The following is a 19,396-nucleotide window of genomic DNA, read 5'->3' as shown; positions in this document are numbered from 1 at the left end:
TCCTTTCCGCGAGTGCCGATGGGGGTGACGTGAAGCAGGCCGTTCTGATCGCGGTAGCCGCTCTGCTCCTGGCCGGATGCGCCATGAGCTCGACGCCGCGTGCGCTCAACGCGCCCCGTCAGGGTTCGGCCGCCGCCAGCACGATCCCTGCCGACGGTATCGTCGTCGTCCGCCCCGGCGACAACGTCTATCAGATCTCCCAGCGCTACGGCGTCAGCCCGCGGGCCATCATCGACGCCAACGGCCTGCGGCCGCCCTATCTGCTGCGCCCGGGCGATCAGGTCCGCCTGCCGGCGAGTGCGGTTCACGTGGTGCGCTCCGGCGACACAGTGTCGGAGATCGCCGAGCGTTACGGCGTGTCCATGCGCTCCCTCGTGGTCGCCAACAACCTGAGGCCGCCCTACACGATAAGGGTCGGCGAGCGGCTGCGGCTGCCCACGGGGTCCGACGCGCCGCAGGGCGAGGTCACCGTCGCCGCCCGTCAGCCCAAGACGGCCCCGCAGCCCCAGGTCGGCTCCAGCGACGTCCCGCCGCCCACGCCCGGCGGCAACCGGCCCTGGAGTGCGGGCGGTCAGCTGCACTTCCCGGTCTCCGGCGAGGGGACCCGGAACACGACGGTCGCCGCCGCGCCGGGAACGCCGGTGCCGCAGCCGCGCCCCGGCACGGTGCCCCAATCGGCACCCTCGGAGCCGGCCGCCCAGACCGTCGCCACAAGGCGCAGCCTCACGCCGACCGAGACCCGGGCGGTCCTGCTCACGCCGCCGCCGAAGACCGGCCGCGGCTTCACCTGGCCGGTGAAGGGGCGGGTGATCTCCGGCTTCGGACCGCGCGAGGGCGGACTGCACAACGACGGCATCAACATCCTGGCCCCGGCCGGCTCGGAAGTGCGGGCGGCGGAGAACGGGATCGTGGTCTATGCCGGCAACGAGCTGCGCGGGTTCGGTAACCTGCTGCTGGTCAAGCACGACGACGGCTACACCACCGCATATGCCCATGCCGACCAGCTGCTGGTCGGCCGCGGCGACCAGGTGCAGCGCGGTCAGGTGATCGCCACGGTGGGCCAGACCGGCAACGTGTCCCAGCCGCAGCTGCATTTCGAGATCCGCAAGGGGCCGCGCCCGGTCGATCCGAGCAAGCAGCTGCCGCCGGCGCAGATCTCCATGCTGGAAGCCGACTGAGATGACGCCCGAGGAGTTCCGCCGCCACGCCCACGCCATGGTCGACTGGATGGCGGACTTCCTGGACGGGGTGGAGCAGCATCCGGTCCGCGCCCAGACCCGGCCGGGCGAGATCTCCGCCAGACTGCCCGAGAGCCCACCGGACATGGGCGAGGCGATGGAGACCATCTTCGCCGACTTCCAGCGCGACGTGATGCCCGGGATCACCCATTGGCAGCACCCGCGGTTCTTCGCCTATTTCCCGGCCAATTCCAGTCCGCCCTCGGTCCTGGCGGAGATGCTGACCGCCACGCTGGGCGCCCAGTGCATGCTGTGGCAGACCAGCCCGGCGGCGACCGAGATGGAGACCAGGGTGCTGGACTGGCTGCGCCAGATGGTCGGCATGCCGCGGGGCTTCACCGGAGTGATTCAGGACAGCGCCTCCAGCGCCATTCTGGCCGCCATCCTGACCGCGCGGGAGAAGGCGACCGGCTGGGGCGTGAACGCCGAGGGCCTGAAGGCGCATCCGCCGATGGCGATCTACACCTCGGAGCAGACCCATTCGGCGACCGAGAAGAACGTGAAGATCGCCGGCCTCGGCCTTGCCGGATTCCGCAAGATCCCGGTGGACGACGCCTTCCGGCTGCGGGTCGACTCCCTGGAGGCGGCGATCGAGGCCGATCTGGCCGCCGGCATCCGGCCGGTCTGCGTGGTCGCGTCGATCGGCGGCACCGGGGTGGGGGCGGTCGATCCGCTGCGGGCGATCGGTGAGTTGTGCCGGCGCTACGACATCTTCCTGCACGTGGATGCCGCATGGGCCGGAAGCGCTCTGATCTGCCCGGAACACCGCTGGATGTTCGACGGCATCGAGCTGGCCGACAGCGTGGTCTTCAACCCGCACAAGTGGCTGCTGACCAATTTCGACTGCTCGGCCCATTACGTGAAGGATCCGGACGCCCTGGTCCGCACCTTCTCGATCCTGCCGGAGTTCCTGAAGAGCCGCGAGGCCGATGCCGTCTTCGACTACCGGGACTGGGGCGTGCCGCTGGGCCGCCGGTTCCGGGCGCTGAAGCTGTGGTTCGTGATCCGCAGCTACGGGGTGGAGGGGCTGCGGACGATCATCCGCGAGCATGTGCGCCTGGGCGGGCTGTTCGCTGCCTGGGTCGAGGCCGATCCCGACTTCGAGATCATGGCACCGCCGATGCTGTCGCTGATCAATTTCCGCTTCCATCCGTCCGGCGTGGACGATCCGGCCGACCTAGACCGGCTGAACGAGGCGCTGCTGCACCGGATCAACGACGACGGCCGGATCTACCTGACCCAGAACCGGGTCGGCGGCCGCTATGTCATCCGCATGTCGATCGGCCAGACCCGCACCGAGCAGCGCCATGTGGAAGAGGGCTGGGCGGTGATCCGGGAGCTGGCGTCGGAATAGTCCTCCAGCGCGCCCTCAATACGCCCGTGACCAGTGCATCATCGGCGGCGGGGGAAGGTCCGGGCCGTACAGGCTCCACTCGGCTTCCACCACCGGGGCCGTGACGCCGCCATAGCCGGCCAGCGCCCGGTCGACGATCTCGGGCTTGTACGGCGTGTGCGCCACGTTCAGTACGTTGCTCGACCGGGTCCACTCGAAGGCGAAATGCCCCAGCGCTGTCACCTGACCGGCTGGCACGGTGATGATCCAGGCCTGGTTCTCCACCCCGCGTGGCCCGTTCTTCACCTGGAAGCGTTCGCCCTCGGTCACCGTAACGCGCTCGGTCCGCCAGCCGCCATGCACGCCGGAGTGCCAGCCGTGGTGGAACCAGTAGGGATGCGGGCTGTGGCGATAGTCGTGATAGCCGAAGCCGCCGCCATAGGCGGGACGGTACTCCTGGCTCTTGCCGGTGACGATGGCGGCCTCGCTGATCAGGTAGCGGCCCGGGGCGACGAGGAGGACGGTCGCCGCGTCGTCGTTGGAGACGGCGAAGCGGATCGGCTCGTCCCGCTCGCTCGATGACAGCAGGCGGTCGCTGCCGTCGGCCAGCCGGGTGAAGGTGAGGGTGCCGTCGCGCTGACCGGCGCTGATGCCGACCAGGACCAGGGCGCGCGGGTCGCCGGGGCCGAAGGCGATCTCCGGTGGTGCTGCCGCCTGCTGGCCGACACAGCCGCCCAGGACGAGCATGATCGCCAACAGGGCGATGGTGAGCGCGGGGCACCCACCCGGCGACAGGCTTCGGCGCGCGGCTGCAATGTGCGCCATGGCGAGTTCTCCTCAGATCCACCGGCAGGTATCGGGTAACGCACGGGCGGCCGATATCCGTCGCCCGACTATATGGGGATCAGAACAACCATGCCCAGATCAGGGGCAAAAGGATCGCGGTCGCCAGGGCGTTCAGCCCCATGGCGAGCCCGGCGAAGGCGCCGGCGACCTCGTTGACCTGCATGGCCCGGGCGGTGCCGATGCCATGGCCGCCGACGCCGATGGCCAGACCCCGGGCGCGCCAGTCGCGGATCCGCATCAGGTTCAGCAGGATCGGCCCCAGGGTGGCACCGAGCACGCCGGTCAGGATCACCAGCACCGCCGTCAACGACGGCAGACCGCCCAGCTTCTCGGAAATGCCCATGGCGATCGGCGTGGTCACCGATTTCGGCGCGATGGAGGCCACCACCTCGGGACTGGCGCCGAGCGCCCAGGCGATCGCCGCGGCGCTGGCGGCGGCGGAGAGCGACCCGAGGACCAGCGCGCTTATCAGCGAGGCGGCGGACCGCCGAACCCGCTCGATCTGGTTATAGAGCGGAATCGCCAGGGCCACGGTCGCCGGACCCAGCAGGAAATGGACGAACTGGGCGCCCTCGAAATAGGTCGCGTAGTCGGTGTCGGTGATCAGCAGCACCGCCACCAGGATCAGGACGGCGATCAGCACCGGGTTCAGCAGCGGATGCAGGTTGAAGCGCCGGTACAGCCGCGCGCCGATCAGATACGCCACCAGTGTCAGGGTCAGGTGGAGCAGGGGGCTGGAGGAGAGATAGACCCAGATGTCGCCGAGATCGGTCATGGTGCATCCGGTCCCTTGCGCCCGGCCAGCTTCTCGAAGCCGACCATGGCGAGCGCGGTGACGGCGACGGCGACAAGGGTGCTGAGCACCAGGGAGACGCCGATCGGCAGCAGCGCCTCGCGGATCAGGGCCACGTGCAGCAGCACGCCGGTCCCGGCGGGCACGAACAGCAGGGAGAGATTGGACAGCAGCCCGTTCGCCGTCTGCTGCAGCGGTGCCGGCACGCCGCGCCGGATGCAGAGGCCGAGGAACAGCAGCACCATCCCGACGACCGGACCCGGCACCGGGATGGCGAAATAGGCGACGGCCACCTCGCCCACGAGCTGGCAGGCGAGCAGGAGGGTCAGGCTTTCGAGCATTGCCCCTCCCTCGGGCCTGGCCTCAGGCGACCTTCTTGCCGTATTCCCCGGCCAGGTCCTGGATGAACTGCCAGGCGACGCGCCCGGAGCGCGCACCGCGGGTGACCGACCACTCGCGCGCCCGGGCGATCAGTTCGTCGCCGCTCACCGGGATGTCGTAGGCGGCCACATAGCCCTCGATCATGGCGAAATAGGTGTCCTGATCGCAGGTGTGGAAGCCGAGCCACAGGCCGAAACGGTCGGACAGGGAGACCTTCTCCTCGACCGCCTCCGACGGGTTGATCGCCGTGGAGCGCTCGTTCTCGATCATGTCGCGGGCCATCAGGTGGCGTCGGTTCGAGGTGGCGTAGAACAGCACGTTGTCCGGCCGGCCCTCGATGCCGCCGTCCAGCACCGCCTTCAGCGACTTGTAGGCGTTGTCCTGGTGGTCGAACGACAGGTCGTCGCAGAACACGATCGCCCGGCGGTCGCCCTCGCGCAGCGCGTTCAGCAGGCGCGGCAGGCTCTCCATGTCCTCGCGGTGCATCTCCACCAGGGCCAGCGCACCCGGCGTCTCGGCGTTGATCTCCGCATGGATCGCCTTGACCAGGGAGGACTTGCCCATGCCGCGGGCGCCCCAGAGCAGGGCGTTGTTGGCCGGGAAGCCCTTGGCGAAGCGCTGGGTGTTCTCCAGCAGGGTCTTGCGCTGCAGCTCGACGCCCTTGAGCAGGTTCATGTCGACCCGGTTGATCTTCTTGACCGGGTCGAGACGGCCGTGCTCGGCGTTCCAGACGAAGCCGTCCGCGGCATGGATGTCGCTCGGCTCCGACGGTGGCGGGGCAAGACGGTCCAGCGCGTCGGCGATGCGGGTCAGTAGGGCGTGGGTGTCGGCATCAAGGCTCATCGGTCGCGGTCCGGGTTGTGAAGGCCAGGGCGGCACCGATCGCGGCGCCAGACGTGTCCGCATCGTCACCGAAGGCGGTGCCGTGGCGCGGCCGGACGGCCCGGCAGTTGCGCGCGCGGAGGCGGCGGACGTTACCGAGGCAGAAACCCCGGGTCAATTCGCCTCGTCATTGGTGGCCGAGACCGCTGCCGCGTCGTTGCATTTCATGCCTCCGTGGGTATAGTCCCGCCACTTCGCGCCCCCATATACGGCGGGTTAAACGAGAGCGGATGCGGTCCGCGGGAGATTTTCGCATGCTCATTTCGACAGCCCACGCGCAGTCACTCGGTGGCGGTAGCGGCGATTTCCTCGTCCAGCTTCTGCCGCTGGTGCTGATTTTCGTCGTGTTCTACTTCCTGCTCATCCGTCCGCAGCAGAAGCGGATGAAGCAGCACAAGGAAATGCTGGCGAATGTGCGCCGCGGCGACCGGATCGTCGGCAATGGTGGCCTGATGGGCACGGTCACCAAGGTCAGTGACGACGACGACACCCTGACCGTCGAGATCGCCGATGGCGTGCGGGTGCAGATGCTCCGCTCCATGCTGGCCGAGGTGCGCGGCAAGGGCGAACCGGTCAGCAAGCCGCCGAAGAAGAAGGCCGGCAAGGCCGAGGCCGCCGCGAACGAGGACGCTTCCGAGGCCGAACCCGCACCGGCCGAGGTCGCCGATGGGGAAAAGTCGGACAAGACCTGATCCGCGCGTCGCCTGATCCAGCCCGAGCCCGGCGGAGAGCCTGCCCATGATGCAGTTCGATACCTGGAAGACGATCCTTGTGGCATTCGTCTGCCTGGCCGGGGTCGCGTATGCCGCCCCGAACCTGATGCAGAAGGGCATCGGCGACGATCTGCCGATGGGCGTGCCGGGCAAGCAGATCAGCCTGGGGCTCGACCTTCAGGGCGGGTCCTACCTGCTGCTGGAAGTCGAGGCCGATGTGGTCGTGCAGGAACGGCTCGAGGCCATCGTCGACGGCGCGCGCCGCGCCCTGCGCGAGGCCCGGATCGGCTATGTCGGTCTCGGTGTCGAGGGCGACGCCGCCGGCTTCACCCTGCGCGAACCGGCCGATCTTGAGCGCGCCCGGGAGATCGCCGCCGAACTCGACAGCGACGCCACGGTCAGCGTGGAGGGCGACCGGGTCGCGCTGACCATGGGCGAGGAGGCGATCCGGCAGATCAAGATCAACGCCGTCCAGCAGTCGATCGAGATCGTCCGCCGCCGCGTCGACGAGACCGGCACCCGCGAGCCGCTGATCCAGCGTCAGGGCATCGACCGCATCCTGATCCAGCTTCCGGGCATCGACGATCCGCAGCGCATCAAGGAACTGATCGGCCAGACCGCCAAGCTCACCTTCCATCTGGTCGCCGTGGGCGCCGATGCCGGCCGTCCGCCGCCGGGTGCGCGTACCCTGCCGATGCTCGAAGGCGGCGATATCGTGATCGAGCGCCGGGTCATGGTCAGCGGCGAGAACCTGGTCGATGCGCAGCCTTCCTTCGACCAGAACAGCCAACCGGTCGTCACCATCCGCTTCGACAGTGCCGGCGGTCAGCGCTTCGGCCGGGCCACTTCGGAGAATGTGGGCAAGCCCTTCGCCATCGTGCTCGACGGCCAGGTGATCTCCGCTCCAGTGATCCGCGAGCCGATTCTGGGCGGGTCGGCCCAGATCAGCGGCCGTTTCTCCGTTCAGGAGGCCCAGGACCTCGCCCTGCTGCTGCGCGCCGGTGCTCTGCCGGCGCCGCTGACGGTGCTGGAGGAACGGTCGGTCGGTCCGGGCCTGGGTGCCGATTCCATTGCCGCCGGCGAGATCGCCGCGGTGATCGGCCTCGTCCTCGTCGTCGGTTTCATGGTCCTGTGTTACGGCCTGTTCGGGATCTTCGCCAACATCGCCCTGTTCGTGAACATCATCCTTATTCTTGGCGCTCTCTCGGCGTTGCAGGCGACCCTGACCCTGCCGGGTATCGCGGGAATCGTGCTCACCATCGGCATGGCGGTCGACGCCAACGTGCTGATTTTCGAGCGGGTGCGCGACGAGTTGGCGGCGGGGCGCTCGCCCATCAATGCCCTCGACGCTGGCTACAGCCGAGCGTTGACGACCATCATCGACAGTAACCTGACGACCCTGTTCGCCGCGGTGTTCCTGTTCGCGCTCGGTTCCGGCCCGGTGAAGGGCTTCGCCGTCACGCTCGGCATCGGCATCCTCACGTCGATGTTCACCGCCATCATGGTCACACGCCTGTTCGTCGCCCTGTGGGCGCGGCGGCGCCGGCCGACCAGCCTGCCGATCTGAGGGGAGAGAACCGATGAAGCCGCTCCGCCTCGTGCCACGGGACACCGCGGTCCCGTTCGTCAAACACCGGCTGCTGGCCTTCGCCTTTTCAGCGGCCCTGGTCCTCGGTTCGATCGCCGCCGTTCTGGGAATCGGGCTGAATTTCGGTATCGATTTCAAGGGCGGCACCCTCATCGAGGTGCGGACCAGCGAGCCGGCGAACATTGGGCAGATGCGCTCCGACCTGAACGGGCTCGACCTCGGCGAGATCAGCCTCCAGGAGTTCGGCTCCGAGCGCGACGTCCTGATCCGCATCCAGCGTCAGGAGGGCGAGGAGGCGGAACAGATCAAGGCGATCGAGGTGGTACGCAACACCTTGCCGGCCGATGTGGAGTTCCGTCGCACCGAGTTCGTCGGCCCGACCGTCGGTCAGGAGCTGATCGAGGCGGGGATCCTGGCGGTCGGCCTCGCGCTGCTGTCGATCCTGATCTACATCTGGTTCCGTTTCGAGTGGCAGTTCGGTGTCGGTGCCATCGTCGCACTCAGCCACGACATCATCTCGACCCTGGGTCTGTTCGCGATCATCCAGCACGAGTTCAACCTGGCCACGGTGGCCGCCGTGCTGACCATCGCCGGCTACTCGATCAACGACACCGTCGTGGTTTACGATCGGGTGCGCGAGAACCTGCGGCGCTACAAGACCATGCCGCTGGCCGAGCTGTTCAACATCTCGGTCAACGACACCCTGTCGCGCACCACCATGACCTCGCTGACGACGCTGCTGGCGCTGTTTGCGATCTACTTCTTCGGTGGGGCCGTCCTGGCGGATTTCGCCCTGGCGATGATCTGGGGAATCGTGGTTGGGACTTATTCCTCGATCTTCATCGCCGTGCCGCTGCTGCTCTATACCGGCCTGCGGCGGGGCGATGACGACACCGGCGACGAAAGCATGCTGCCGGAATACGAACGCACGGTGAAGAACGGGAGCTAGGCATGGTCGACATCACGCCATTGGTCGCCCAGGGCGTGCAGATCATCCACGGCTATGGTGACGGCAAGTTCCGCATCGGTGAGGTCAGCCATACGGGCCCCGTGCTGGTGCGGGCGGAGAACACGCAGCCTTGGGATGTGTCCGTCGACGTTGCGATTGCGGAACTCGACCTTGCCACCCTCGGCCCGATCCTCGACGCCGAACAGACCTACGACATCCTGCTGATCGGGACGGGGACGAAACAGGTCTTCCTGCCCCCGGCCCTGCGGTCGCGGATCCGCGAGAAGGGGCCCGTGGCCGAGGTGATGGATACCGGTGCCGCCTGCCGCACCTTCAACCTGCTGCTGGCCGAAGGCCGTCAGGTCGCGGCGGCGCTGTTGCCGGTTGAGTGAACCGGCGGCGAGTCGCCCATGCACATCCGGCGCCGCGCTGCTGTCTGTGGATAACGGGGATAAACCGTAAAGCGCCGTTCCGGTAAGCGTTTCAGCCGACCGATCGTCGGGATGGTTCCGGGCATCGGTTGGGTACGGAATGGCTTTTTGTATCGCCCCATTCAGACGCTACGATGACCGACCGTCATACGGGCGGGAAACGAGGGTTTCCGTGATGAACTTCGACACGCCGAGCGATCTGATCCAGCCGGGCGAGGGCGGGCGCGGCCAATGGGCCAAGCCGACCACCGGTGTCCTGCCGTATCAGGAGATCGAGCGGATGATCGCCGATGGCCAGATCAGGGGCGCGGTCGCCGTCGACCCCTCGCAGATCCAGCCGGCCAGCCTCGACCTGCGGCTCGGTCCCAAGGCCTACCGCGTGCGCGCGAGCTTCCTGCCGGGGCAGGGCGGCACGGTGATGGAGAAGATCGACCAGCTAGACGGCCGCCCGGAGCTCGACCTGACCGGCGGCGCGGCGCTGGAGCGTGGCTGCGTCTATGTGATCGAGCTGCTGGAGAGCCTGAACCTGCCCCATGACGTGGAGGCGCTGGCCAATCCGAAGAGCTCCACCGGCCGTCTCGATATCCTCACACGCCTGATCACCGATGGCGGTACTGCCTTCGACCGGATCGACAAGGGCTATAAGGGCCGGCTGTTTCTGGAGGTCGTACCGCTGTCCTTCAGCGTCGTGGTCAGCCAGGGGTCGCGCCTGAACCAGCTCCGCTTCCAGCGCGGCGCCAGCACCCTGTCGGCCAAGGAGGTGCGTGAGCGCCACGCCCTCGGCCATTTCGCCAAGGTCGCGGACGGCGACACCCTGATCCCGCCGCGGGACACGCTGGTGCCGTTCTCCATCGATCTGCAGGGTGGGGGCAAGGGCGCCATCGTCGGGTACAAGGCCCGCAAGAACGCCCGCAAGATCGATGTAGACAAGCCACGCGCTTATCCGGTCGCGGAGTTCTGGGAGCCGCTGCTCTGGGACCAGGGCCGGCTGATCCTGGAGAAGGACGAGTTCTACATCCTCGCCACCCGCGAGGAGGTGGCGGTGCCGCCGGATCTTGCCGCCGAGATGCTGCCCTTCGACAGCCAGTCCGGCGAGTTCCGGGTGCATTACGCCGGCTTCTTCGATCCCGGATTCGGCTGGGTCGACGGCAAGGCCCAGGGCAGCCGGGCGGTGCTGGAGGTGCGCTCCTACGGCGTGCCCTTCACCCTGGAGCATGGACAGATCGTCGGCTGGCTCGACTACCGCCGGATCGCCAACGGACAGACCGACATGGTCTATGGCGAGGCGATCAAGTCGAACTACCAGGGCCAGGGCATCGCGCTCGCCAAGCATTTCATCCCCGACAGCGCCGGCTGAGCCGCGCCGGCCGGTGCCATGACCGAGACCGACCTGGCCGTCCATACCGCCGCCTGCGCTCAGATCGTGCAGCGCCACGACCGCGAGCGCTATCTGGTCTCGCTCTTCGCCCCGCCTGACGCCCGGGACGGGTTGTTCGCCGTGCTCGCCGCCAATCACGAGATCGCCAAGACCGCCGAGGTGGTCAGCGAACCCATGATCGGGCAGATCCGGCTGCAATGGTGGTGCGAGGCGTTCGACGGCATCGAGGCCGGGACGCCCCGGCAACACGAGGTCGTCCTGCCGCTGGCCGCCGCCGCCGCGCGCCACCCGGACGTGCTGGACGATCTGCGTCGGATCGTCGACGCCCGCGACGCCGACCTGTCCGGCGAACCGGCCGCCGATCTGGACGCGCTGGAGCACTACGCCGCCGCGACCGGGGGCGGGATCACCGTCGCCATGGCCCGCGTCCTGGGGGCGGATACGGGGATGGCCCGCGATCTCGGCACCGCCTGGGCGCTGATCGGACTGGTCCGGGCCTTGCCGGGACTGCTGGCCGGCGGCCGGGCGCCGCTACCGGCATCGCTACTGGAAGAAAACGGCGTAACGCTCTCCAGGATAAGGGATCTTCCAGGATCTGTGGATTTGGCCGCCCTGTGCCGACCGATCGTCGGCCGGGGCCGGGAGAGGCTGTCGGCCGTGCGGGCGAACCCGGCGCTAAGGCACCGCTCCGCCCGGGTGCTCCGCCTGATGGCCGCCCGGGCCCAGGACCTGTCGATCACGCTGCAGCGTGCGGGCGACGACCCCCGATCGTCATCGGTGGCGGACATCCCCGCCGGTCTTGCCTGGCGCCACGCGCTGCGAGCGGCGTGGTACCAGCTGGGGTAGCGGGCGCGCACGCGTCCCAGAGATCGGGACGTTGTTCTGGTATCGGGAACCTTTCCTCGTCTTCCGGGCCTTGCGCCGGGATCGAGGAATGGAGCCGCCGCAGCTTTCGGAGCGCATTTCCTTAGGCTCCAGCCAGCCTTGTCCTGGGCCCCGGCACAAGGCCGGGGAGACGGAAAGGCCGGTGGAAGGCGCTGCGCTACTCCGCCGCGACTGCCGGGCGGCCGAGCCACGTGTCCAGGTCGGCGAGGGCCCGGACGGCGAGCGCCTTGCGGCGGTCGGTGCCCTTCAGCTTGCGGCGCTTACCGTTGGCCGTGATCTGCTCCTCCGGCGGCGGGAACAGCCCGAAATTCACATTCATCGGCTGGAAGGTCTCCGCGTTCGCCCCGCCGGTGATATGGCCGATCAGCGCGCCGAAGGCGGTCGTCGCCGGCGGCATGTCGGGTGCGCGGCCCAGCCGCTCGGCCGCGGCGAACCGGCCGGCCATGAGGCCGATGGCGGAACTCTCCACATAACCCTCGACCCCGGTGATCTGTCCGGCGAAGCGCAGGCGCGGGTCCGCCTTCAGCCGCAACGTGCCGTCCAGCAGGCTGGGGGAATGGATGAAGGTGTTGCGGTGCAGTCCGCCCAGACGGGCGAACTCGGCATTCTGCAGGCCCGGGATCATGCGGAAGATCCGGGTCTGCTCGCCGTAACGCAGTTTGGTCTGGAAACCGACGATGTTGAACAGCGTGCCCAGCGCGTTGTCCTGGCGCAGCTGGACCACGGCGTGGGGGCGCCGGCCGGTGCGCGGATCGGTCAGGCCGACGGGCTTCATCGGCCCAAACCGTAACGTCTCCGGCCCGCGCGAGGCCATGATCTCGATCGGCATGCAGCCTTCGAAATAGGGGGTGTTCTCCTCCCACTCCTTGAAGTCCATCTTGTCGCCGTCGAGCAGTGCCTGGACGAAGGCGGTGTACTGTTCCTCGTCCATCGGGCAGTTCACGTAGTCGGCGCCGGACCCGCCCGGTCCCGGCTTGTCGTAGCGCGACTGGAACCAGGCGGTGTCGAAATCGATGCTCTCGGCATGGACGATCGGCGCGATGGCGTCGAAGAAGGCCAGGCTGTCGGCCCCGGTCAGCTCCCGGATCGCCTCGGCCAGCGGGTCGGAGGTGAGCGGGCCGGTCGCCACGATAACGCTGTCCCAGTCCTTCGGCGGCAGGCCCGCGATCTCTCCCCGTTCGATGGTGATCAGCGGTTCCGCCTCCAGCCGTTCCTGCACGGCGGCCGAGAACCCGACCCGGTCGACCGCCAGGGCCGAGCCCGCCGGCACCTGATGGCTGTCGGCGGCGGCCATGATGATCGAGTCGCAGCGCCGCATCTCCTCGTGCAGCACGCCGACCGCATTGGCCGTATGGTCGTCGGAGCGGAAGGAGTTGGAACAGACCAGCTCCGCCAGCTGTTCGGTCTGGTGGGCGGCGGTGCCGCGCTGCGGGCGCATCTCGTGCAGGACGACGGGAACGCCGGCGCGGGTGAGCTGCCAGGCGGCTTCGCTGCCGGCGAGACCGCCGCCGACCACGTGGACGGGAGCGGCCGCGACGGGGCCGTCGGAGGCGGGCGTTAAGGGAATAGACATCATTTCCTCGCAGTCTGTGCGGGAGATAACCTCCGCCCGGCGACGGCGCAAGGGCGGGGCTGCGATGAGATATCGTGGTTTCGCCTAAAATCGAGGCGAAATTTCCGGTAGTGTACCTTTTGAACCGTCAGTCTGCGGCTCCTAGCGAGGCCGGACGCCCGACCGGGGAAGGCATGTCAGAGACCTACGAAAGCGGAATTCCTCGCGAAACGAAGAGAACCGGCTTTCTGCAATCCTTCGACCGGCAGAAACTCGATCCGGGCGATATTGCCGATTTCACCTCCAAGGTCCTCTCCTTCGTCCGCGAGAACCGGGTCGCCGCCGACGCGCTGATCGCCGGCAACGTGCAGATGCTCGGCTTCGAAGCCCTGAAGGCGCGGTTCGGCGACAGCTGGGAAGGGATCAAGGACAAGGTCCATCTTCTCACCGAAGGTGTGATCAAGCGCCACATCTCCTCCTCGGATGTCTTCCTGCTGATGAACGACGAGAAGTTCGTCGTGCTGTTCGGCAAGGCGACGCGGGAGAAGGCCGACGCGACGGCCCGGAAGATCGCCCAGGAGGTCAATTCAAAGCTGAGCGGCGCCGGCGCCGGCATGGATGCGGTGTCCGTGCGCCCGGTGGTCTTCGAGGTGCCGCGCGACGATACCAGCGCCCTGAAGAGCCCGGCGACGCTGGAGAAGTCGGTCGAGGAGGCCCAGCGCGACGCGGAACGGGCGGAGGAGGCCCGGGTCGAGGCCGCCAAGGATCGGATGGTCATGCGGTTCTGGCCGGTCGCCAATGTGCGCAAGCGTCTGGTCTCCTGCTACCACGCCGACCTGCACGTGCCCGAGGACCTGGATCTCGGGCAGGGCGAGGATGGCGCCTCGGGAACGGGGGCGGTCGAGGCGGCGCTTGACCGGATGGTGCTGACCCATGCCAGCCGCGCGCTGACCGAGGCGGCCGGCCGCAAGATGCGGGCGCTGCTGATCGTGCCGGTGCATTTCGAGACGGTGGCGGCCAAGAGCTTCCGTTCGGCCTATCTGGATGTCTGCAAGCTGCTGCCCCGCATCGCCGAGCAGCGGATGATGCTGATGGTCCGCGACCTGCCGGACGACGTCCCCCAGGGACGGCTGCACACGATCTTCACCTATCTGTCCCCGTACTTTTCTGGATTCGTGGGGGATTTCAGCCTGTCGTTCCGGCGCGCGGACAAGCTGGGCGGGGTCGGGCTGGTCGCGGTCGCGGTCGACGGCGCCAAGGTCGGCGCGCTGACACCCAAGGCGGCGAAGGAATTGAAAGAGTTCAGCGTCGGCAACCGCGCGGGCAAGATGCGGCGCTATTTCTACGGCGCCGCGACCTTCGATGCCGCCACCGCCGCCCGCCGGGCCCAGTTCGACTACGTCCAGGGTCTGGGGGTGGCGCCCTCCATGCCGATCCACGGCAAGGTCTTCAACATCTGACCGGCTTCCGGCGATGGGCCGGGCTGACCAGGGCGACGCGCAAATCGCCGCTCAGGCGGCTGGTGCACCGGAAACGTTGAGGCCGATCGCGGCCCGAGGGCGTAGAGGGCGAACGGCACATAGGGCCGCCCATCGACACATACTCACTCCCCGGCCTTGTGCCGGGGAGTGCGGGGATGGGAAGGGGAACGAGAGAAACCGCGCCGTACCTCCTACGCCGATTTCTTCGCCGGGGCCGGGCGCAGGTAGCGTTTCAGATAGGAGCCGGTGTAGCTGCCCTCGGTCGCCGCGACCTCTTCGGGCGTGCCCTGGGCGACGATGCGGCCGCCGCCGTCTCCGCCCTCGGGGCCGAGATCGACCACATGGTCGGCGGTCTTGATGACCTCCAGATTGTGCTCGATCACAATCACCGTGTTGCCGGTGTCCACCAGCGCCTGGAGGACTTCCAGCAGTTTGCGCACGTCGTCGAAATGCAGGCCGGTCGTCGGTTCGTCCAGGATGTAGACCGTCCGCCCGGTCGCCCGGCGGGACAGTTCCTTGGCCAGTTTCACCCGTTGTGCCTCACCGCCTGAGAGCGTCGTCGCCTGCTGGCCGATCTTCACATAGCCGAGGCCGACCCGCTCCAGGGTCTCCAGCTTGTCGCGGATCGACGGGACCGCCTTGAAGAAGGTAGCGCCTTCTTCCACCGTCATATCAAGAACATTCGATATCGACTTGTCTCGGAAGGTAATTTCCAGCGTCTCTCGATTGTACCGCTTGCCCTTGCAGACGTCGCAGGTGACGTAGACGTCGGGCAGGAAGTGCATCTCGATCTTGATCACGCCGTCGCCCTGACAGGCCTCGCAGCGCCCACCCTTCACGTTGAACGAGAAGCGGCCCGGCGCGTAGCCGCGGGCCTTGGCCTCGGGCAGGCCGGCGAACCAGTCCCGGATAGGGGTGAAGGCGCCGGAATAGGTCGCCGGGTTCGAGCGCGGGGTGCGGCCGATCGGCGACTGGTCGATGTCCACGACCTTGTCGATGTTCTCCAGCCCGGCCAGGTGCTCGAACGGGGCGGCGTGTTCGCGGGCGTTGTGCAGCCGGCGGGCCAGCGCCTTCCACAGGGTCTCGATCACCAGGGTCGACTTGCCGCCGCCGGACACGCCGGAGATGCAGGTGAACGTGCCCAGCGGGATCTTCAGGGTGACGTTCTTCAGGTTGTTGCCGGTCGCCCCGGTCAGCACGAGCTGCTTGCCCTTCTTCGCCTTGCGACGGGTGGCGGGGATCTCGATCTGCTCGAAGCCGGACAGATACTTGCCGGTGAGGCTGGCGGGATTGGCCATGACCTCCGCCGGGGTGCCGGCGGCGACCACCGTGCCGCCATGGACGCCGGCGCCCGGGCCCATATCGACCACGTAGTCGGCCTCGCGGATCGCGTCCTCGTCATGCTCGACCACGATCACCGTGTTGCCCAGGTCGCGCAGCCGCTTCAGGGTGGCGAGTAGGCGGTCGTTGTCGCGCTGGTGCAGGCCGATGGAGGGTTCGTCCAGCACGTAGAGCACGCCGGTCAGGCCGGAGCCGATCTGCGAGGCGAGGCGGATACGCTGGCTCTCGCCGCCCGACAGGGTACCCGACGAGCGCGACAGGGTCAGGTATTCCAGCCCGACATTGTTGAGGAAGCCGAGCCGCTCGTTGATCTCCTTCAGGATCCGCTCGGCGATCTCGCCCTGCTTGGTTGTCAGCGTGCCGGACAGGGCGTTGAACCAGTCGACCGCGGCGCCGATGGAGAACTCGGTCACCTCGGAGATGTGCAGCCCGGCGATCTTGACCGCCAGGGCCTCCGGCTTCAGGCGCTGGCCGTTGCAGGCCTCGCAGGGCGCGACGGACTGATAGCGTCCGAGTTCCTCGCGCACCCACGAGCTGTCGGTCTCCTTCCAGCGGCGGTCCATGTTGGGGATGACGCCTTCGAACGGCTTGTTGGTCTTGTAGCTGCGCAGCCCGTCGTCGAAGGTCATGGTGACCGGCGTCGTTCCGCTACCGAACAGAATGCCCTGACGGGCCTCCTCCGGCAGATCCTCGAACGGGGTGTCCTGGGAGATGTCGAAATGGGCCGCCAGACTCTTCAGCGACTGGGCGTAGTATTTCGAGGATGAGCCGGCCCAGGGCGCGACGGCGCCGGCCTTCAGGCTCAGCTTCGGGTTGGGCACCACGAGCTGCTCGTCGAAATACATCTGGCTGCCGAGCCCGTCGCAGGTCGGGCAGGCTCCGAACGGGTTGTTGAACGAGAACAGCCGCGGCTCGATCTCGTCGATGGTGAAGCCGCTGACCGGGCAGGCGAACTTGGCGGAGAAGGTGTGCCGCTCACCGCTGTCCGCATCGTCGGCGAACAACAGCCCGTCGGACAGGTCGAGCGCCGTCTCGATCGAGTCGGCCAGGCGGGTGCCGATGCCCTCGCGCACCACGAGGCGGTCGACCACCACCTCGATGTCGTGCTTGCGCTTCTTGTCCAGCGCCGGCACGTCCTCGATCTCATACAGCTCGCCGTCGACCCGTACCCGCTGGAAGCCGCGCTTGCGCAGGTCCAGCAGTTCCTTGCGGTACTCGCCCTTTCGGCCGCGCACGACGGGCGCCAGCAGATAGAGCCGGGTGCCCTCGGACAGGGCGCAGATCCGGTCGACCATCTGGCTGACCGTCTGGCTTTCGATCGGCAGGCCGGTGGCCGGCGAATAGGGGACGCCGATGCGGGCGAACAGCAGGCGCAGGTAGTCGTAGATTTCGGTGACGGTGCCGACGGTCGAGCGCGGGTTGCGCGAGGTGGTCTTCTGCTCGATCGAGATCGCCGGCGACAGGCCCTCGATCAGGTCGACGTCCGGCTTCTGCATCAGTTCCAGGAACTGGCGCGCGTAGGCCGACAGGCTCTCCACGTACCGCCGCTGTCCCTCGGCATAGATCGTGTCGAAGGCGAGGGAGGACTTGCCGGACCCGCTGAGCCCGGTGAGCACCACGAGGCTGTCCCGCGGCAGGTCGACATCGACGTTGCGCAGGTTGTGTTCGCGCGCGCCGCGGATGCGGATTGCTCGCAGTTCTTCGGCTGCGGGCTTGGGCAAGGAGGATTCGGGCGCCATCGGGTCCTCGAAAGTCGGATAGGGAGAACAAATATAGTACAGCGAGGTCCGGTATGACCACCTGCCTGAATACGCACCCTAAGTATAGCCTTGGGTCTCCAGAACAAGGCTGTGGACAACTTTCAGGGGGTTGCAGGGTCGGCCGCGCGACTCGGGTCGTTACGGTATCGCATTGAATGAGTCGGCGTAGCGGCGTTGAAACCGGGTATTCAGTTTCCGGCGGGTTTCCGCGACCGGTATTTTCCAGGCGCCGACGTTCGGCAGCCTTTGCGCCGGGCGCTCGGCTGTGGGATTGTCGGCCAAACCGTTCCATGGACCGCACCATGGAGCTCGGACCGGAACAACAAGAGAGCGAGAGACATGGCGGGCAGCGTCAACAAGGTGATCCTGGTCGGCAATCTGGGCCGCGACCCGGAAGTGCGATCGACCCAGGACGGGCTGAAAATCGTGAACCTCGCGATTGCGACCTCGGAGCGCTGGCGCGACCGGACCTCCGGCGAGCAGCGGGAGCGTACCGAGTGGCATCGCGTGGTGATCTTCAACGAGAACCTGGCGCGGATCGCCGAGCAGTATCTGCGCAAGGGCAGCTCGGTCTATATCGAGGGCCAGCTCCAGACCCGCAAATGGACCGACCAGAGCGGCCAGGAGCGCTATTCGACCGAGGTCGTGCTGCAGCGCTATCGCGGTGAGCTCACCCTTCTGGGCGGCCGTGGTGATGGCGGCGGCGGCGGGGGCGGCGGCGACTACAGCCGCGGCGACGATTACGGCGGCGGCTCCTCGGGCGGCGGCTACGGCGGCGGTTCCTCCGGTGGTGGCGGTTCCTCCGGCGGCGGTGGCGGCCAGCCGCCCATGGGCGGTCCGAGCGATCTGGACGACGAGATCCCGTTCTAAACCGTATCGGCACCAGGGGAGGGGTGATGGACCGGTTTCGCGACGCCAACCGGGCGAAATGGGATGAACTGGTCCAGCCCCATCTGACCTCCGGCTTCTACTCGGTCGATGCCCTGCACGCGGGGAACCGTCGGCTGGATCCCATCGTCGACCGCGAACTCGGCGACGTCGCCGGGCTGTCCGTCCTGCATCTCCAGTGCCATTTCGGTCTCGATACCCTGACCCTGGCCCAGCGCGGGGCGACGGTGACCGGGCTCGATTTTTCCGGCGAGGCGATCCGGGCGGCCCGCGCCCTGGCGCAGGAGACCGGCCTCGCCGCGACCTTCGTGGAGGGCGATCTCTACGCCGCGCCCGACCTGATCTCCGGAAGCTTCGACCTGGTCTTCGTGAGCTGGGGCACGATCTGCTGGTTGCCCGACCTGCCTAGCTGGGCGCGCGTTGCGGCGCATTTCCTGAAGCCGGGCGGCCGGCTGTATTTCGCCGACTGCCATCCGATGGCCTATGTCTGGGACGAGGGACAGGGTGCCTGCGATCCGACGCGGGGGCGGTTCCAGACCAAGTATCCCTATTTCCACGATCCGGCACCGATCGAGCTGGACGATCCGGACGACTACGGCAGCGGCCATAAGACCGCGAACACCCGCACCTATGAATGGGCGCACCCGGTCTCCGAAATCGTCACCGCTGTCGCGGCCGCGGGCCTCGTCTTCGAGTTTTTGCATGAGCATCCGGCGATCACCTGGGCCCTGCTGCCGGGGCTGGTGAAGCAGGACGAGGACCTTCACACTTGGCCCGTGGGCACCGATCCGATCCTGCCGTTGAGCCTGTCCTTTCAGGCCCGGAAACCGGCCTGATCCGGGTCCGCACGCATACGATTTGAGTTCAACATTTTCTGAAATTTAAGGATATTGAAGGAATTCGAACCGAATCTGATGTTCTCAGGCTCGTCGTCGGGCGAACGGTCAAACTTCGAGT

The 19,396-nt window shown here is 67.6% G+C and carries 17 protein-coding genes; 11 read left to right on the top strand and 6 right to left on the bottom strand.

The features are described 5' to 3' along the window. The first annotated feature begins 29 nt into the window (after positions 1–29). Together BLS34_RS02600 and BLS34_RS02595 are read left to right on the top strand one after the other, a co-directional pair. A complete protein-coding gene (locus tag BLS34_RS02600; RefSeq protein WP_093147914.1) occupies positions 30–1,178 on the top strand; it encodes a LysM peptidoglycan-binding domain-containing M23 family metallopeptidase in 1,149 nt (382 codons plus the stop codon). Position 1,179: 1 nt separating this feature from the next. Continuing rightward, positions 1,180–2,592 (top strand): pyridoxal phosphate-dependent decarboxylase family protein, encoded by a 1,413-nt coding sequence (locus BLS34_RS02595; protein ID WP_093147912.1) that lies wholly within the window; start codon positions 1,180–1,182, stop codon positions 2,590–2,592. 15 nt (positions 2,593–2,607) lie between these two features. On the opposite strand, the gene BLS34_RS02590 is transcribed toward BLS34_RS02595, so the two are convergent. The 4 genes from BLS34_RS02590 to BLS34_RS02575 form a co-directional block, all read right to left on the bottom strand. Further along, a complete protein-coding gene (locus BLS34_RS02590) occupies positions 2,608–3,396 on the bottom strand; it encodes a hypothetical protein (protein WP_093147910.1) in 789 nt (262 codons plus the stop codon). A 79-nt stretch (positions 3,397–3,475) separates the two neighbouring features. Continuing rightward, positions 3,476–4,192, bottom strand: a complete 717-nt coding sequence (locus BLS34_RS02585) for an LrgB family protein (protein WP_093147908.1) — start codon at positions 4,190–4,192, stop codon at positions 3,476–3,478. Continuing rightward, positions 4,189–4,551, bottom strand: a complete 363-nt coding sequence (locus BLS34_RS02580) for a CidA/LrgA family protein (RefSeq protein WP_028794706.1) — start codon at positions 4,549–4,551, stop codon at positions 4,189–4,191. Before BLS34_RS02580 ends, BLS34_RS02585 begins: the two co-directional genes overlap by 4 nt. 22 nt (positions 4,552–4,573) lie before the next feature. Continuing rightward, positions 4,574–5,434, bottom strand: a complete 861-nt coding sequence (locus tag BLS34_RS02575) for an ATP-binding protein (RefSeq protein WP_093147907.1) — start codon at positions 5,432–5,434, stop codon at positions 4,574–4,576. A 293-nt stretch (positions 5,435–5,727) separates the two neighbouring features. Between BLS34_RS02575 and yajC the strand changes: the two genes are divergently transcribed. The 6 genes from yajC to BLS34_RS02545 all read left to right on the top strand — a co-directional run bounded on the left by yajC (position 5,728) and on the right by BLS34_RS02545 (position 11,378). Continuing rightward, a complete protein-coding gene (gene yajC / locus BLS34_RS02570; protein ID WP_028794708.1) occupies positions 5,728–6,165 on the top strand; it encodes a preprotein translocase subunit YajC in 438 nt (145 codons plus the stop codon). Positions 6,166–6,211: 46 nt separating this feature from the next. Then, positions 6,212–7,753: a protein translocase subunit SecD gene (gene secD, locus BLS34_RS02565; RefSeq protein WP_093147905.1), complete on the top strand. Its 1,542-nt coding sequence runs from the start codon at positions 6,212–6,214 to the stop codon at positions 7,751–7,753. A 13-nt stretch (positions 7,754–7,766) separates the two neighbouring features. Next, positions 7,767–8,723 carry a protein translocase subunit SecF gene (gene secF, locus BLS34_RS02560; protein WP_093147903.1) on the top strand — a complete coding sequence of 319 codons (957 nt, stop codon included), beginning with the start codon at positions 7,767–7,769 and terminating at the stop codon, positions 8,721–8,723. A gap of 2 nt (positions 8,724–8,725) precedes the next feature. Next, positions 8,726–9,115, top strand: coding sequence for an Mth938-like domain-containing protein (locus BLS34_RS02555; protein ID WP_093147901.1), 390 nt, complete (start codon positions 8,726–8,728; stop codon positions 9,113–9,115). Positions 9,116–9,329: 214 nt separating this feature from the next. Then, positions 9,330–10,511, top strand: a complete 1,182-nt coding sequence (locus BLS34_RS02550; RefSeq protein ID WP_093147900.1) for a 2'-deoxycytidine 5'-triphosphate deaminase — start codon at positions 9,330–9,332, stop codon at positions 10,509–10,511. Between the two features lie 18 nt (positions 10,512–10,529). Next, a complete protein-coding gene (locus BLS34_RS02545; RefSeq protein ID WP_093147898.1) occupies positions 10,530–11,378 on the top strand; it encodes a phytoene/squalene synthase family protein in 849 nt (282 codons plus the stop codon). A 196-nt stretch (positions 11,379–11,574) separates the two neighbouring features. Here the strand turns inward: BLS34_RS02545 and trmFO are convergent, their stop codons facing one another. Beyond that, complete coding sequence (gene trmFO / locus BLS34_RS02540) at positions 11,575–12,990, bottom strand: methylenetetrahydrofolate--tRNA-(uracil(54)-C(5))-methyltransferase (FADH(2)-oxidizing) TrmFO (protein ID WP_093148137.1); 1,416 nt, start codon at positions 12,988–12,990, stop codon at positions 11,575–11,577. A gap of 173 nt (positions 12,991–13,163) precedes the next feature. Between trmFO and BLS34_RS02535 the strand changes: the two genes are divergently transcribed. Further along, positions 13,164–14,429 (top strand): hypothetical protein, encoded by a 1,266-nt coding sequence (locus tag BLS34_RS02535; RefSeq protein WP_093147896.1) that lies wholly within the window; start codon positions 13,164–13,166, stop codon positions 14,427–14,429. A gap of 212 nt (positions 14,430–14,641) precedes the next feature. Here BLS34_RS02535 and uvrA read toward each other — a convergent pair whose 3' ends face one another. Next, positions 14,642–17,530 carry an excinuclease ABC subunit UvrA gene (gene uvrA / locus BLS34_RS02530; protein ID WP_093147893.1) on the bottom strand — a complete coding sequence of 963 codons (2,889 nt, stop codon included), beginning with the start codon at positions 17,528–17,530 and terminating at the stop codon, positions 14,642–14,644. A gap of 360 nt (positions 17,531–17,890) precedes the next feature. Between uvrA and ssb the strand changes: the two genes are divergently transcribed. Together ssb and BLS34_RS02520 are read left to right on the top strand one after the other, a co-directional pair. Further along, on the top strand, positions 17,891–18,421 hold the full coding sequence (gene ssb / locus BLS34_RS02525; protein WP_028794716.1) for a single-stranded DNA-binding protein: 531 nt from the start codon (positions 17,891–17,893) through the stop codon (positions 18,419–18,421). Between the two features lie 26 nt (positions 18,422–18,447). Continuing rightward, a complete protein-coding gene (locus BLS34_RS02520) occupies positions 18,448–19,275 on the top strand; it encodes a class I SAM-dependent methyltransferase (protein ID WP_093147890.1) in 828 nt (275 codons plus the stop codon). The last annotated feature ends 121 nt before the right edge of the window (positions 19,276–19,396 follow it).

The sequence above is a fragment of the Thalassobaculum litoreum DSM 18839 genome, from assembly GCF_900102465.1.
GTDB classification, from domain to species: Bacteria; Pseudomonadota; Alphaproteobacteria; order Thalassobaculales; family Thalassobaculaceae; genus Thalassobaculum; species Thalassobaculum litoreum.
This window is presented reverse-complemented; position numbering and strand designations above follow the sequence as displayed.

Excerpts from the sequence above, each read along its gene's own strand:
- BLS34_RS02595 (WP_093147912.1), top strand. The coding sequence starts at position 1,180 with ATGACGCCCGAGGAGTTCCGCCGCCACGCCCACGCCATGGTCGACTGG.
- BLS34_RS02590 (WP_093147910.1), bottom strand. The coding sequence starts at position 3,396 with ATGGCGCACATTGCAGCCGCGCGCCGAAGCCTGTCGCCGGGTGGGTGC.
- BLS34_RS02585 (WP_093147908.1), bottom strand. The coding sequence starts at position 4,192 with ATGACCGATCTCGGCGACATCTGGGTCTATCTCTCCTCCAGCCCCCTG.
- BLS34_RS02580 (WP_028794706.1), bottom strand. The coding sequence starts at position 4,551 with ATGCTCGAAAGCCTGACCCTCCTGCTCGCCTGCCAGCTCGTGGGCGAG.
- BLS34_RS02575 (WP_093147907.1), bottom strand. The coding sequence starts at position 5,434 with ATGAGCCTTGATGCCGACACCCACGCCCTACTGACCCGCATCGCCGAC.
- yajC (WP_028794708.1), top strand. The coding sequence starts at position 5,728 with ATGCTCATTTCGACAGCCCACGCGCAGTCACTCGGTGGCGGTAGCGGC.
- secD (WP_093147905.1), top strand. The coding sequence starts at position 6,212 with ATGATGCAGTTCGATACCTGGAAGACGATCCTTGTGGCATTCGTCTGC.
- secF (WP_093147903.1), top strand. The coding sequence starts at position 7,767 with ATGAAGCCGCTCCGCCTCGTGCCACGGGACACCGCGGTCCCGTTCGTC.
- BLS34_RS02555 (WP_093147901.1), top strand. The coding sequence starts at position 8,726 with ATGGTCGACATCACGCCATTGGTCGCCCAGGGCGTGCAGATCATCCAC.
- BLS34_RS02550 (WP_093147900.1), top strand. The coding sequence starts at position 9,330 with ATGAACTTCGACACGCCGAGCGATCTGATCCAGCCGGGCGAGGGCGGG.
- BLS34_RS02545 (WP_093147898.1), top strand. The coding sequence starts at position 10,530 with ATGACCGAGACCGACCTGGCCGTCCATACCGCCGCCTGCGCTCAGATC.
- trmFO (WP_093148137.1), bottom strand. The coding sequence starts at position 12,990 with ATGTCTATTCCCTTAACGCCCGCCTCCGACGGCCCCGTCGCGGCCGCT.
- BLS34_RS02535 (WP_093147896.1), top strand. The coding sequence starts at position 13,164 with ATGTCAGAGACCTACGAAAGCGGAATTCCTCGCGAAACGAAGAGAACC.
- uvrA (WP_093147893.1), bottom strand. The coding sequence starts at position 17,530 with ATGGCGCCCGAATCCTCCTTGCCCAAGCCCGCAGCCGAAGAACTGCGA.
- ssb (WP_028794716.1), top strand. The coding sequence starts at position 17,891 with ATGGCGGGCAGCGTCAACAAGGTGATCCTGGTCGGCAATCTGGGCCGC.
- BLS34_RS02520 (WP_093147890.1), top strand. The coding sequence starts at position 18,448 with ATGGACCGGTTTCGCGACGCCAACCGGGCGAAATGGGATGAACTGGTC.